The organism is Lactococcus sp. S-13, from assembly GCF_004210295.1.
In the GTDB taxonomy this organism is placed as follows: Bacteria; Bacillota; Bacilli; order Lactobacillales; family Streptococcaceae; genus Lactococcus.
Genome location: NZ_SDAK01000001.1, coordinates 455,742 through 468,842, shown reverse-complemented (window position 1 = coordinate 468,842; position 13,101 = coordinate 455,742). Strand labels below are relative to the sequence as shown.

The following is a 13,101-nucleotide window of genomic DNA, read 5'->3' as shown; positions in this document are numbered from 1 at the left end:
TGATTGCGACTAGGAGAATCAGGGGTTATTTTGGTAAAATAGGTAGTGAGACGAGGAAAATTGAAAAAAGATAGGAGTTTGTAGGATGGAGAATAATTTAAATCTTGTGATTATCACAGGGATGTCTGGCGCAGGTAAAACGGTAGCTATTCAATCTTTTGAGGATATGGGATTTTTTACGGTGGACAATATGCCGCCAACTTTGATTGAAAAGTTTGTTGATTTGCTGAATCAACCCGATAATAAGATTGACAAGGTGGCATTGGTTGTTGATATGCGCTCGCGTGCTTTCTTTGATCAGTTGCATGGGATTGTGACGGAGTTGACCGACTATCCCAATGTGAATTTTAAGTTGCTTTTCTTGGATGCGAATGATGGGGAGTTGGTTTCGCGGTATAAGGAGACAAGACGGAGTCATCCACTAGCGATTGATGGGCGGACGCTTGATGGGATTGTCAAAGAACGCGAAATCTTGGCTGATTTGAAAAATTTGGCAGAGGTTGTGATTGATACGAGTGAATTAACACCACGAAATCTGCGCGCGCGTATTTTGCAAAAATTTTCATCAAGTAGTGAGTCTACTTTTCGGATTGAAGTCATGTCTTTTGGTTTTAAATACGGCTTGCCTTTAGATGCTGACTTAGTTTTTGATGTACGCTTTTTGCCTAATCCTCACTATGTGGCGGATTTACGGGATAAAAATGGAACGGATCAAGCGGTGTATGATTATGTGATGAAGCATCCACAGTCGGAAACATTTTACGAAAATCTGATGAAAATGCTAGTGCCAATTTTGCCTGCTTATCAAAAAGAGGGAAAATCGGTTCTGACGGTAGCTTTTGGTTGTACGGGTGGACAACATCGCTCGGTCGCTTTTGCGGAGCGTGTCTCAAAGGCCTTGAAAAAGGATTGGCATTTGAATACGAGTCATCGAGATAAGGAGCGCAGAAAGGAAACGGTAAATCGTTCATGAGTAATCCAAAAGTAGTGGTTATCGGTGGAGGAACAGGGATTCCTGTCGTTTTACGTGCTTTACGCAAGGAAAAGGTTGATTTGACAGCCATTGTGACGGTGGCTGATGACGGGGGATCGTCAGGACGGATTCGCTCTGCGGTTTCTATTGCTCCGCCGGGGGATTTGCGTAATGTCTTGATTGCGATGTCTGATATGCCGCGATTTTATGCGGATATTTTACAATATCGCTTTGATGAAACGGACGGTGAGCTGGCGGGACACCCACTGGGCAATTTGATTATTGCGGCCATTTCGGAGATGCAGGGCTCAACTTATAGGGCGATTCAAACTTTGGCGCAATTTTTTCATGTGGATGGGAAAATTTATCCGTCGTCAGATGCGGCATTGACTTTGCACGCGGTTTTTAAAGATGGGCATGAGGTGGCTGGAGAGAGTCACATCGCGGCTTACAAGGGCTTGATTGATCATGTTTATTTGACCCAAACGGATACGGGTGCTGATCCGGTTGCTTCTCGAAATGTGGTGAAATCAATTATGGAGGCGGATACGATTGTGCTGGGGCCAGGGTCACTTTTCACTTCGATTTTGCCTAATATTGTTATTCCTGAAATTTGTGAAGCTTTGTGGAAAACATCAGCCAAGATTATTTATGTCTGCAATATCATGACGCAACGCGGAGAAACTGAGCATTTTTCAGATGCGGATCATGTGCGAGTGCTACATGAACATATTGGCACAAAGGTGATTGATACAGTGCTGGTCAATATTCAAGAGGTGCCTGAAGAATACATGAATACCAATAAATTTGATGAGTATTTGGTGCAGGTTGAGCATGATTTTGCAGCTTTGAAAGCTGAAGGAGTCAATGTGATTTCTAATAATTTTTTGGAATTGCGTGATGGGGGTGCTTTTCATGATGGCACGGCTGTGGGACGTGAAATCGTGGAATTTTCCCACTGCAAATGAAGAAAATGATGAGAGAAAATGCTGACGGATTTGTATTGTGAGAAAAAAATATTAAAACTATTTTTTTTAGAATCCGTCAGTAAAAAAGTTATGTATTTTTTCTTATGTATTTTTAATTTTAGTGAAAAAGGAAGAAAATAGGGGGAATCATCTCCTGAGAGAAATCAGAAAATATGAGTTTTACAAGTGATGTCAAAAATGAGTTGACACGTAATTTAGCAACGACTGGCACGCTTTTAGCTCTGGTACGTATGAATGGTTCGGTAGGAATTTTTGGTGGATTGACCTTGTCAATCGCAACAGAAAATGCAGGAACGGCAAAATATATTTATCAGATGTTATTAGAACTTTATGAGATTCGAGCAGAAATTCGCGTGCATCAAAAAACGACACTTTCTAAGAATCGCGTCTATACGGTGTATGTAGAAAACGGTGCAGCTGAGCTATTAGATGAGCTAAGTCTGGCGGATTCTTTGATGTTGGATAATGGGGTGCCTGAATTTGTCAAAAATGATGAATTTATTAAAAAAGATTATCTGCGTGGTGCTTTTTTGTCGTCAGGTAGTCTGCACAATCCAGAAAAAGGAGAATATCAGCTCTCCATCGCCAATGTTTATCAAGAACACGCTGAAGACTTGCAGGAAATGTTTGTGGATTTTGGCTTGAATGCGCGAGTAATCGAGCGAAAAAACCGCTGGATTCTTTATTTATCAAGAGCTGAGGAAATTATGGATTTTCTGACTTTGATTGGGGCAATGAAGGCGCGCTTGAAATTTGAGGAAGCGAAAATTATGCGAGAAATGCGCGGTTTAGCGAATCGTCAGTCGAATTTTGAGAGTGCCAACATCGCCAAATCAGTATTGGCCGCCCAAGAAGCGATCGAAGCCATTGAATTTCTCAATGAAAAAAAAGAATTGGAGCAGCTGCCTTTTGCTTTGAAAGAAATTGCTCGCCTGCGCTTAGAAAATCCAGAAGCGACGATTAAAGAATTGGGCGAATTGTTGGATCCGCCCTTGGGAAAATCAGGTGTAAATCACCGAATCCGCAAATTGATTGAGCGAGCAAATGAGCTAAAACAGCTGGAAAATTAGATCATTTTACTGACGGATAGGCAGAGAAAATGCTGACGCATTTTAATTTGAGTCAAAACAGGCAGAGAAAATGCTGACGTGATTTAATTTCAGCTAAAAACAAAAAAATCCGCTCATTCTGCGGTTTTTTTGATGTTTTATTGCCAACCCTTGATAAAAAATTGGGAGATGAGTGTTACTTTTTCCAGTAGAACATCGGCGGGGAGTCCTTTCATTCCTTCGGAAAAAAGATGAAGAATGAACAAAAAATCATCTTTACTGTAGTTTGGGGCAATTTTCCCCTCTTTTTGGCCCTTGTTGAAAAGTTCCTCATAAATTTTCGTCTGAATAGACAGCGTGTCTGGGTCAAAAAAATCAGGACTTTCGGAGTATTGTAGCATCAAATTCTCCGAGAAGGTAGGGCTATATTGCTTGATTTGCTTGACTTTGAGCTGAGTGATTGCCTCATAAGTGCTGGTAAAATCCAGCGGACTTTGGAGGATTGCTTCGATTTCGGTGACCATATTTTTAAAAGCAGTGATAATCACAAGGTTCATGAGCTGATTTTTGCTTTGAAAATATTTAAAGAGCGTCACTTTGGAAACTTCGGCTTTTTGGGCAATTTCGTCCACGGTGATTTCTTTGATACGTTTTTGATTTAAAAGTTCAAAAGTGACCGCTAAGATCGCTTTTTTTCTTTTTTTCTGTTTGATTCATTAGAAGTTCACTTTCTGATTATATTTCTGAAAACCGCCACAGCGTTCACTATAAAAATTATAACGTTTTTATTGAACCATTTCAAACAAAAGAGTATAATATGAACTATAAATAAAAGAATAGTTCAAATTTAAAAACCAGATTCTTTGGAGGAAAAAAGATGGTAAAAATCGTTGAAGTAGAAGGTTTGCAAAAGAATTTTGGTAAATTTCAGGCCCTAAAAAATGTTAATTTTGAAGTCAATTCCGGCGAAGTCTTAGGCTACATAGGCCCAAATGGTTCTGGAAAATCAACGACCATTCGGGTATTGCTGGGAATCATCCGCGCCTCAGCAGGCTCAGCCAAGATTTTTGGACAAGACGTCTGGCGAGATTCCATCCAAATCCATCAAAAAATTGCTTATGTACCAGGCGATGTCTACCTATGGCCTAATCTTTCAGGTGGCGAAATCATTGACTTATTTTTAAAACTCCACGGCGAAATCAATCGAGAAAAAAGAGATGCTCTCATCGCTAAGTTTGACTTAAATCCCAAGAAAAAAGCGCGCTCTTACTCCAAAGGTAATCGGCAAAAAATTGCATTGATTGCGGCTTTGGCTTGTGAAGCCGAACTCTACATCTTTGATGAGCCGACTAGCGGTTTGGATCCACTCATGGAAGCCGTTTTTCAAGCTGAGGTTGAAAAGCTCAAAGCAGCAGGCAAAGCAATCATTCTGTCAAGCCACATTCTCTCAGAAGTCGAAAAATTAGCAGATCGTGTGGCGGTCATTCGCAAGGGTGAAATCGTAGAAACAGGCAGTTTAGATGATTTACGCCATTTGACCCGCTATCAATATAAAGTAGAAACCAAAGAGAGCCCCACAGCGCTGAGTGAATTAGCAGGGGTGTATGATTTGCAGCTGACAGAAAATAAAGCCAGTTTCCAAGCCGAATCTGACCATATTGACAGCATTTTGGCTACCTTACTTCCATACGGTATTAAAAAATTAGAATCAACACCGCCAACGCTTGAGGATTTGTTCATGCGCCATTATGAATAGAGATGAAAAGGAGGAATGCTCATGAACCAACCACTCTCAAAAACAGGAACCATGCTTAAGGTTTTGCTTAAGCGCGACTGGCTCAAATTGATTTTTTGGCTTTTAGGACTTTTAGCTTTTGCTGCTTCTGGTGTAGGAAAGATGGAAGTAGCCGCTAGTCCAGCCACAGCAAGTACGATGTATACTATGTTTGTCAAGAATCCAGCCATGATTGGCTTATTCGGAACTACCCCAATCAAAAGTCCCGCAGCTTATAGCTTGGGGCCGATTTTTGGACAAACAATGACTTTGATTACCGCCATCACCTTTGCTATTATCTCGATTATTTATGTCATCAATCGGACAAGAAAAGAAGAAGATGACGGCATTGCCGAGCTTTTTCGCTCTTATTCAATCGGAAAATTGGCCAATACCACCGCAGTTGTTTTGGAGTTGATGGCTTTGCACCTCATCATCGCTTTTGCTTTGGCCCTCTCCATTCAAGCTCAAAATGTGACTGGGCTGAATGACTGGCATAGCAATCTCCTTTTTGCTTGCTCCACAAGTGCCCAAGGGCTTTTATGGGGAATGTTCACTCTGTTTTTCGCCCAAGTTTTTCCAGATGCGACCGGGGCAAAAGGGGCAACTTTTGGTCTTTTAGGTTTGTTTTATATCTTACGCATGGGTACCGATGTTTCGGCAGTTCATGCAGGTTGGTTTAATCCGCTAGCTTGGTCTTATCTGGGCTTTCCCTATGCTAAAAGTTTTGAAAATTGGTTAGGTGTTGTTTTGGCACTTTTACTGGCTGGAGTCTTACTTTTGCTAGCCTATCTTTTAGAAATGAAACGAGATATAGGAGCGGGCTATTTGCCCGAAGGGCGTGGACGTGCGCAGGCTAAAAAAAGCTTACTCAGCTTACCGGGACTCGTCTTGAGCTTGCAAAAGAAAATGATTTTTGCTTGGTTAGTTGCTTTCTTTGTCTTGGGCTTGGTTTATGGCTCGATGTTTGGACAGATGGATGAGTTTATCAATAGTAATCCGACCGTCAAGCAGATTTTTGTGGGCGATGCAACAGCGCACAAAGCAATTGTGGGAAATTTTATGGTCACTTTGTTTTCCATCCTTTCGATTTTAGTGGCGGCTTTTGCGGTGATTCTTTTGAGTAGAATGACCACAGAGGAGCGAAAAAATCGACAAGAACAACTCTATGCCCTGCCTGTCTCACGTGCGAAAGTGTATTGGACGTATGTGATTTTGGCGCTTGTGGCTAGTCTTTTCGCCCAATTTTTAACGGCGGTTGGCATTTATATTGAGCAAAAGAGCATGGAAAATCCGCTGACTTTTGCCGAAATCATCCAGCCTGCGCTGGTTTGGGTGGTGGGAATTGTTTTTGTCCTCGCTCTTTTGAGTTTGTTGATTGCTTTCTTACCGCGCGCGGTGGGACTAATCTGGGGCTATGTCGGCTTCTTGTTGTTCATGACCTATCTGGGACGTTTGCTTGATTTGCCACAGTGGTTGGAAAAATTAAATATTTATGATTATCTGCCCAAAATGCCTGTGGAGCAAATGGCTTGGACTCCGGTTTTGACGATTTTGCTGCTCTCTGCGGGACTGATGACGGTGGCTTATATGGGCTACCGCAAACGAGATTTAATCGGCGGCTAAATTACTTTTGTATCTAAAAAATACGCCAAAAATGCTGACGAAAAGCTTATTTTAACTTACGTCAGCATTTTTTCTCTCTCAAACAGAATCCGTCAGCATTTTCTCTAGCAAAATCAGCTGATTGGAGCCAATTAAAGAATTTTATGCGCTTTCAAGCATTTTAGAAAAAATTGTGATAGAATATACAAAGTAACTTTAAATTAATAATAACATCAAAAATTAACATTGAGGAGAATTTTAGCATGATGAATCCGGCAGAAATTTTGGCGGTGACTATTCACCACGGACAAGAAAAAGTGAAGCGTCCATTTTTAGAAAAGGCAATCCTTGGCTTTATTGGAGGCGCCATGATTTCTTTGGGCTATTTGCTTTATATTCGGACAATAGCAAGCGTTGTGGAGGATTTGGGTAGCCTTGCGAGTCTGATTGGTGCAAGCGTCTTTCCGATTGGCTTGATTGTCATTTTGATGGGCGGTGGAGAGCTGATTACATCAAACATGACCGCCGTTTCAGCGTCTTTTTTTGCTAAAAAAGTGACCTTTGTTGAACTAATCAAAAATTGGATAGTGATCACCATTTTCAATGTTTTAGGCGCTATTTTTGTCGCCTTTGTCTTTGGTCATTTGGTCGGGTTGACGGCAACCGCTGAGTTTAAAGACGAACTTTTCCGCTTGGCTCAAGTCAAGATTTCAGCTTCTTGGTCGCAGGAAATCTTGTCGGGGATTGGTTGTAATTGGTTTGTCGGCATTGCCATGTGGCTTTGCTACGGGGCTAAAGATGCTGCCGGAAAACTACTTGCTATTTGGTTTCCAATCATGGCCTTTGTAGCGATTGGTTTTCAGCACAGCATTGCAAATGCCTTTGTCATTCCAGCGGCGATTTTTGAAAATGGAGCAAGCTGGCTCGACTTTGCCCATAATTTTTCCTTTGTTTATCTAGGAAATATCATTGGTGGCGTCATTTTTGTCGCCGGTTTCTACACGTTAGGTTACAGACGGCAAATGAATGAATTGAAAAAATAGAAAAAATGCTGACGTAATTTTTCCGCATCATCCGTCAGCATTTTCTCTATAAAATAAGTAAAAAAGTTATTGGCAATGGGAACAACCTCACATCTGTGAGACGAGGTCACCCAGCCTAGAAGTCTAGCCGCTAAAGCAGCTGACCCTTAGGTTGCCAATAACTTATTTTTTTAACTGATGATAACGATTGTACCAAATCTCGACATATTCTTTAGAAAATGGCCCTTTTTCATTGTTGATCCAATCAACAAGAATTTTGACATTTTCTTTCAAAATATGATCGATTTCTTTAGGATAATGCATTTGACGACGGTGACGCTCATATTCTTCGACATCGAGCAATTTTTTCTCGCCATCTTTAAAAACTTTCACATCAAGGTCATAATCAATATATTTCAATGCTTCGTTATCAAGGACGAAGGGACTCGCTAGATTGCAGTAGTAGCTGACGCCTTCCTCACGAATCATAGCAATGATGTTAAACCAAAACTTTTTGTGGAAATAAACGATCGCAGGTTCGCGTGTCACCCAACGACGATCATCGGACTCCGTTACCAGTGTGTGATCATTTACCCCAATAATTGAATTTTCATTTGTTTTCAGAACCATTGTATCGCGCCAAGTACGATGTAGGTTCCCATCATGTTTATAGCTTTGAATCGTGATAAAGTCGCCTTCTTTGGGAATTTTCAAGGCCGTTCTCACTTTCTCAATTCAAAGTTCTCGTCAATAATTATACCATTTTTTTATAAAAATTGATAGTGCTTGTGAATTTTTTATAAATTTCTCATAAGAATAAGAAAAAGTGACTTGAAAATTCTCCAAATCACTTTTTGCTTTATTTCACTTCATTTCCAGCCGCAAATAAGTCATTCAACCCTTCAGAAATCGTTGGGTGTGTGAAAATATGGTCGCGAATCATAGTATAAGGTAGTTTAGTCTTCATGGCCAGACTGATGAGATTGATAATCTCATGCCCCTCAGGCATATAAAGCGTCGCTCCCAAGATTGTGTCATCAGCAGGATTAACCAGCGCCTTGAGCAAACCTTGCGGTTGAGCGATAAGATTGGCTTTGACAATAGCTGAAGTATCCATTTTGAACAAACGATAGGGAATCCCAGCCGTCTTAGCCGCTTTTTCATTCAGTCCAACCTCAGCCAAACTTGGCTCGATGAAAACATTAGTTGAGAGCACATCACGATCAGCTAGCGTTCTTGATTGGTCGCCATAAAGCTGGCTTTGTAAAATACGGAAATCATCCAGTGAAGTGTAGGTAAATTGTGGGCCACCATGCACATCACCAATGGCCCAGACATTTTCAGCTGTCGTTTCCAGTTTGTCAGTTACGACAATCTCGCCCCGTCCATTCAGCTCAATATCAGTATTTTCTAGTCCAAGACCTTCAGTACTTGCTTTACGCCCCGTAGCCACCAAAAGTTTGTCAAATTTGACAGCAGTTTTTGTGCCATTTTCCGTGATGAAAAGTTCATTTTCCGCCACTTTATCAAAAGTCACCCCTAAGCGGAAGTCCACACCACGCGCTTCAAGATCAGACCTAACGCGCTGAGCCACATCCTCATCTTCCCGAGGTAGAAATTCAGAGCGCAGATCCAGCACCGTTACCTTACTACCAAAACCAGCAAACATTGAAGCAAATTCCAAACTGATGAAACCAGCCCCCATGATAACCAACTGTTCAGGTTTTTCTTTCAAATCCAAAAGTTCCGTCGAAGTCAAGACATTCGGATTATCTGCCAAGCCTGCTAAATCTGGAACAATCGGTGTTGCCCCCGTATTAATGAAAATCCGCTCACCAGTAACTCTGAGTAAATCATCACCCGCCGTCACTTCAATTTCACGATTCGACGTAAAACGTGCCCGTCCGTTGATGATTGTCACACATTCCTCATCAGCCAACAGATGATAATTTTTGTGATTGAGTTTGGCGATAAATTCTGCTTTTGACTCAGCCGCCTTAGCAAAATCCATCCCGCGCTCGCTACGTGTAATCAAGAATTTTGAAGGAATGCAGGCGATGTTGATGCAAGTTCCGCCATACATTTTAGGAGACTGCTCAATAAGAGCGACTGATTCGCCGCGAGCGGCCAAGAATTTAGCCAAGGTTTTACCGCCCTTACCCCAACCAACGATAAGATTTGTAAAGTTTAATGTGTTCATGATTAAGAGGCAAGTTCGCTTTCCCTGATATTTTCAGAGCTTTCAAGGAGGGCGAACTCAATTCCTTTCTTTACTATATTTATTTATTAACCGATTTCCACGACAATCAACAACCAAGAAATTTTCGCTGATTGTTTTGACAGCGTGAAATAAGATCACCACAAGTATCCACCCCTTCCATTTTTTCAGGAAAGTCGTGGTCAAAACCCAGTACAAAACGGACGGGTTTAATCGTGGCTAATTTTTCTTTTGTTGCTTCATCTTAATACAAATATTGCAAATCTGACGCAGCTGTTGGATAAGCCAAAATCTGATTTTGAATGTCCTTGGCATCAATTTTTTGGTTAATCAAAAAGGCAAGGTAGTTAATGATTTCGTCAGCCAAAGTTGATAAGACTGTGGCACCGATGATTTGACCTTTAGCATTTGTTGTAACTTTGGCTAATGCTTTAGGATCAGCCACACGCTTGTAAGTATACCAATTGGTCATGTCAAGGACTTGTGTCTTGCCTTCTGTGCTACCAATTTGAGCCAATTTAGAGCTACCAAAGATAAGGCTTGGTGTTGCTGGATGACTGATAGGATTTGGATTTTTGGCATAGAGATTTTTTAGTAGGTAGCGTGCTTCATAGCCTGCTACAGGGGTCAATCTAGGCTGTGTTTTATCCAAAACATCGCCGATAGCATAAATTTTAGGATTGCTTGTTTGCAAAAATTTGTTGGCAACAATACCATGAGAAGTCGTTTGTACTCCCACATTTTCAAGTCCCAGATGTTCAATGGCAGGAATACGACCCGTGGCAACCAAGAGATAAGCAGCGGTCAATTTTCTCCCGTCAGAAGATAGAATCTGATAACCCTCTCCAGTCTTCTCTGCCTTTTCCGTGACAAAATCTTCTACAATCTCAATACCAGCTGATTCGATTTGTTTCAAGAAAGCTTGAGCTAGTTCATCGTCAAAGCCGTTGATATGACGTTTTCGCCGAGCGACTAGGGTCACTTTGCTTCCAGCAGCTGTAGCAATTTGCGCTAGTTCCAAAGCAACATAGCCTGTGCCTAAAATAATCATGCTGGCTGGTAATTTTTCCAAACTCAGAAAATCATTACTAGTGTTGAAAAATTCATTGCCTAAAAATTTAGGATAGCTGGGTTTCTGTCCCGTAGCGATGATATAGTGTGCGGCCGAATAAACGTGATGACCCACCTGCAACTTTTTATCCACCGTAAAAGTAGCGGTGCCTGTCAGGGCGGTGATGTTTTTTGACTTGTCTAGTTGTCCTTTATAATTGTCGGAAAAAGGCGATGTGTAGGCATTTTTACGAGCCATCAGCTCCGACCAGTCCAGCTTTAGTTCACCGTGAACGCCAGAAAGCTTCATGTCTTTGGCATGATTGAGCGTTTCAACGGCGGACATCATGATCTTGGTCGGATCGCAGCCGTAGTTGGGACAAGTTCCGCCCCATTTGTCGCGCTCGACTAAGCCGACTTTCTTGCCTTGACTGGCTAAACCACTCGCCATCGCAGCACCGGCAGGGCCAGAGCCAATGATAATAACATCAAAATTTTCCATTTAGGTTACCTCCTAATAAAGATGTGCGACCGCCCAGTTTCTAGGAAGTCGAACTCAATTTCATTTGTGCAATTTTTATTTTTAACTCGTCAAAATTATCTTTTAAGACGGTCAAATCTTGGGATAATTTCAAAAGTAAAATACTGCCTTGGATGCCTGCAATGAGCTGTTGAGCTTGGATGTTAGGCTTTTCAACTTGTAAAGCAGTGAACTTTTCGGTGAGTAGAGCTATCCATTGTCCATAAAATGCTTGTAGAGCTGCCCGACTTTCAGCGTCATTTGCTGCTAACTCGATGATCAGGTTACCAACAGGGCAGCCATAGTGGGTCAACTGATTGACATGACTTTGATAAATCCAGTCAAGCATAGCCTCCAATGCCTCGTCAGGATTGTTTTGCTTTTGCAAAATCCCTTCAAAACACTCGCTTTTCCACTGGGTGAAATGTCGGTCAATCACAGCCAGCACCAAATCTTTTTTGGCGGGGAAGTAGTAGTAAAACTGACTTTTGCTGGCTTTGGTCGCTTCCATAACATCTCTGACAGAGGTCGCATGATAGCCTTTTTCACAAAACAGTTGAGTTGCTACTGCCAAGATACGATTTTTTGTTTCTGACATCTTCAGCCCTTTCTATTGTTAATCAGTCGATTACTAACCGACCGTTCGGTCTATGATTAGAATAACTTATTTTTGTGCTGGACACAACTAATTTGATTATAAAAAACCTGTCATGACTGACAGGTTTTTAAAATGATTCTTTGATTGTCCCTCCAAAAGATATAATAATTCAACTCAAATGTTGATGATTTTTATTATAGTCTTCGGGAAAAAGTTAGCGATAGCTTTTTCTTATCTGAATGTTAAATATTTTTATTCAGAACGTTAGTAATTTTTAAAATTCAAAAATTACTAAAGCACGCCGAAATTCTTCTGCGAGATGCTTCTGACGAAAGTTCTGCCATTCATTGGACTGACGTAAATTGTTGTAGCGTTTGCGTAAGTGCCAGTTTTCTTTGATTTGAAAGTGGGGATAGGTCAGTAAAAAATCACTGATAAGTTGCCATTCGTAAGCATAACCAAGCGGTTTGGACTGATAATGAATCCCGTCAATGGTCATTTCTTTTCGGCGTTGATGGAGATGTCCGAAAACAACGTCGGTGATTTTGGGAAATTGAACAAAAAGCTCATGAAAATGTTGTGAGCCTAGGTAAGCATTGAAGCGCGCAAACTTTTCATACCGGCTGTTAATGATAAATTGCTGATGTGGCACAAAATGGGTGCTGACGACAATCTTTTTTACTGACGGATTTTCAGAAAGTTTCGTCAGTAAATTCTCTAGCTCTGAAAGTTCATTTTGGGTCGTTGTGACATCGTCAAAAGCGCGCTTGATTTTGCGATCAAAATAAAAAGCATTTTTAAAGGCAAGAATTTTTGCGGGATCAATTGCACCGTCCATCAAGGAGTAATCGTACCAACCGTGAAAACTAACAAAAGCTGTGTCAGCAAAATAAGTGACTTGAAAATTACTCTGAGCAATTTCATCTTCATTAAGGCCTACCATATCATGATTTCCCAGATTGAAAGTGACAGAAAGTGGCGTCAGCGTTTTTATTTGCGTAAAAAACGGCTCAGAAATTTTCCAGAAATCATTTGAAATATCTCCAGCAAAATGCAAATCTGTAATGTTCAATTCCATGAGTAAATCCACAAAAATCTGTAATTCATCGGTCGAAAAAGCATTGCTATCCAGATGGAAATCTGAAATAATCGCTAATTTTCTTTGTTTAGTCATAGATAGAATTATAGCACGAAATGCTAGGAAAGCCCTGAGCTAAGAGCTTGAGGATTTTCTAGTTGTCTAGCAGTTTTAGCTGTTCAAAATCCAGCGCTTATTCGTGCAAAAATTGTAATCTAAAAATTA

Annotated in this window: 12 protein-coding genes; 6 read left to right on the top strand and 6 right to left on the bottom strand. The window is 41.0% G+C overall.

What is annotated here, in order from left to right; genetic code table 11:
* The first annotated feature begins 85 nt into the window (after window positions 1–85).
* From rapZ to whiA, 3 genes are all read left to right on the top strand, one after another.
* Window positions 86–973, top strand: coding sequence for an RNase adapter RapZ (gene rapZ / locus EQJ87_RS02300; protein ID WP_130123162.1), 888 nt, complete (start codon window positions 86–88; stop codon window positions 971–973).
* The gene (locus EQJ87_RS02295; protein WP_130123161.1) at window positions 970–1,941 is read left to right on the top strand and encodes a gluconeogenesis factor YvcK family protein; all 972 of its coding nucleotides are present in this window, start codon (window positions 970–972) and stop codon (window positions 1,939–1,941) included. The genes rapZ and EQJ87_RS02295 overlap by 4 nt, the downstream gene beginning before the upstream one ends.
* A 173-nt stretch (window positions 1,942–2,114) precedes the next feature.
* Window positions 2,115–3,032 carry a DNA-binding protein WhiA gene (gene whiA / locus EQJ87_RS02290; RefSeq protein ID WP_130123160.1) on the top strand — a complete coding sequence of 306 codons (918 nt, stop codon included), beginning with the start codon at window positions 2,115–2,117 and terminating at the stop codon, window positions 3,030–3,032.
* A 137-nt stretch (window positions 3,033–3,169) separates the two neighbouring features.
* Here whiA and EQJ87_RS02285 read toward each other — a convergent pair whose 3' ends face one another.
* The gene (locus tag EQJ87_RS02285; RefSeq protein WP_255411619.1) at window positions 3,170–3,643 is read right to left on the bottom strand and encodes a TetR/AcrR family transcriptional regulator; all 474 of its coding nucleotides are present in this window, start codon (window positions 3,641–3,643) and stop codon (window positions 3,170–3,172) included.
* Window positions 3,644–3,888: 245 nt separating this feature from the next.
* Between EQJ87_RS02285 and EQJ87_RS02280 the strand changes: the two genes are divergently transcribed.
* From EQJ87_RS02280 to EQJ87_RS02270, 3 genes are all read left to right on the top strand, one after another.
* Window positions 3,889–4,767, top strand: a complete 879-nt coding sequence (locus EQJ87_RS02280) for an ABC transporter ATP-binding protein (protein ID WP_130123158.1) — start codon at window positions 3,889–3,891, stop codon at window positions 4,765–4,767.
* Between the two features lie 21 nt (window positions 4,768–4,788).
* Window positions 4,789–6,411, top strand: coding sequence for an ABC transporter permease (locus EQJ87_RS02275; RefSeq protein ID WP_130123157.1), 1,623 nt, complete (start codon window positions 4,789–4,791; stop codon window positions 6,409–6,411).
* 242 nt (window positions 6,412–6,653) lie between these two features.
* Window positions 6,654–7,433 carry a formate/nitrite transporter family protein gene (locus EQJ87_RS02270; protein ID WP_130123156.1) on the top strand — a complete coding sequence of 260 codons (780 nt, stop codon included), beginning with the start codon at window positions 6,654–6,656 and terminating at the stop codon, window positions 7,431–7,433.
* A gap of 162 nt (window positions 7,434–7,595) precedes the next feature.
* On the opposite strand, the gene ntdP is transcribed toward EQJ87_RS02270, so the two are convergent.
* From ntdP to EQJ87_RS02245, 5 genes are all read right to left on the bottom strand, one after another.
* The gene (ntdP, locus tag EQJ87_RS02265; protein ID WP_130123155.1) at window positions 7,596–8,126 is read right to left on the bottom strand and encodes a nucleoside tri-diphosphate phosphatase; all 531 of its coding nucleotides are present in this window, start codon (window positions 8,124–8,126) and stop codon (window positions 7,596–7,598) included.
* A gap of 145 nt (window positions 8,127–8,271) precedes the next feature.
* Complete coding sequence (locus EQJ87_RS02260) at window positions 8,272–9,612, bottom strand: FAD-dependent oxidoreductase (RefSeq protein WP_130123154.1); 1,341 nt, start codon at window positions 9,610–9,612, stop codon at window positions 8,272–8,274.
* 262 nt (window positions 9,613–9,874) lie between these two features.
* Complete coding sequence (locus tag EQJ87_RS02255) at window positions 9,875–11,182, bottom strand: dihydrolipoyl dehydrogenase family protein (protein ID WP_130123153.1); 1,308 nt, start codon at window positions 11,180–11,182, stop codon at window positions 9,875–9,877.
* A gap of 40 nt (window positions 11,183–11,222) precedes the next feature.
* The gene (locus tag EQJ87_RS02250; protein ID WP_130123152.1) at window positions 11,223–11,798 is read right to left on the bottom strand and encodes a TetR/AcrR family transcriptional regulator; all 576 of its coding nucleotides are present in this window, start codon (window positions 11,796–11,798) and stop codon (window positions 11,223–11,225) included.
* A 274-nt stretch (window positions 11,799–12,072) separates the two neighbouring features.
* Complete coding sequence (locus EQJ87_RS02245) at window positions 12,073–12,972, bottom strand: metallophosphoesterase (RefSeq protein ID WP_130123151.1); 900 nt, start codon at window positions 12,970–12,972, stop codon at window positions 12,073–12,075.
* Between the last annotated feature and the right edge of the window lie 129 nt (window positions 12,973–13,101).

Coding starts and splice junctions, on each gene's coding strand:
- EQJ87_RS02260 (WP_130123154.1), bottom strand. CDS start 9,612: ATGAACACATTAAACTTTACAAATCTTATCGTTGGTTGGGGTAAGGGC.
- EQJ87_RS02275 (WP_130123157.1), top strand. CDS start 4,789: ATGAACCAACCACTCTCAAAAACAGGAACCATGCTTAAGGTTTTGCTT.
- rapZ (WP_130123162.1), top strand. CDS start 86: ATGGAGAATAATTTAAATCTTGTGATTATCACAGGGATGTCTGGCGCA.
- whiA (WP_130123160.1), top strand. CDS start 2,115: ATGAGTTTTACAAGTGATGTCAAAAATGAGTTGACACGTAATTTAGCA.
- EQJ87_RS02245 (WP_130123151.1), bottom strand. CDS start 12,972: ATGACTAAACAAAGAAAATTAGCGATTATTTCAGATTTCCATCTGGAT.
- EQJ87_RS02250 (WP_130123152.1), bottom strand. CDS start 11,798: ATGTCAGAAACAAAAAATCGTATCTTGGCAGTAGCAACTCAACTGTTT.
- EQJ87_RS02270 (WP_130123156.1), top strand. CDS start 6,654: ATGATGAATCCGGCAGAAATTTTGGCGGTGACTATTCACCACGGACAA.
- EQJ87_RS02280 (WP_130123158.1), top strand. CDS start 3,889: ATGGTAAAAATCGTTGAAGTAGAAGGTTTGCAAAAGAATTTTGGTAAA.
- EQJ87_RS02255 (WP_130123153.1), bottom strand. CDS start 11,182: ATGGAAAATTTTGATGTTATTATCATTGGCTCTGGCCCTGCCGGTGCT.
- EQJ87_RS02295 (WP_130123161.1), top strand. CDS start 970: ATGAGTAATCCAAAAGTAGTGGTTATCGGTGGAGGAACAGGGATTCCT.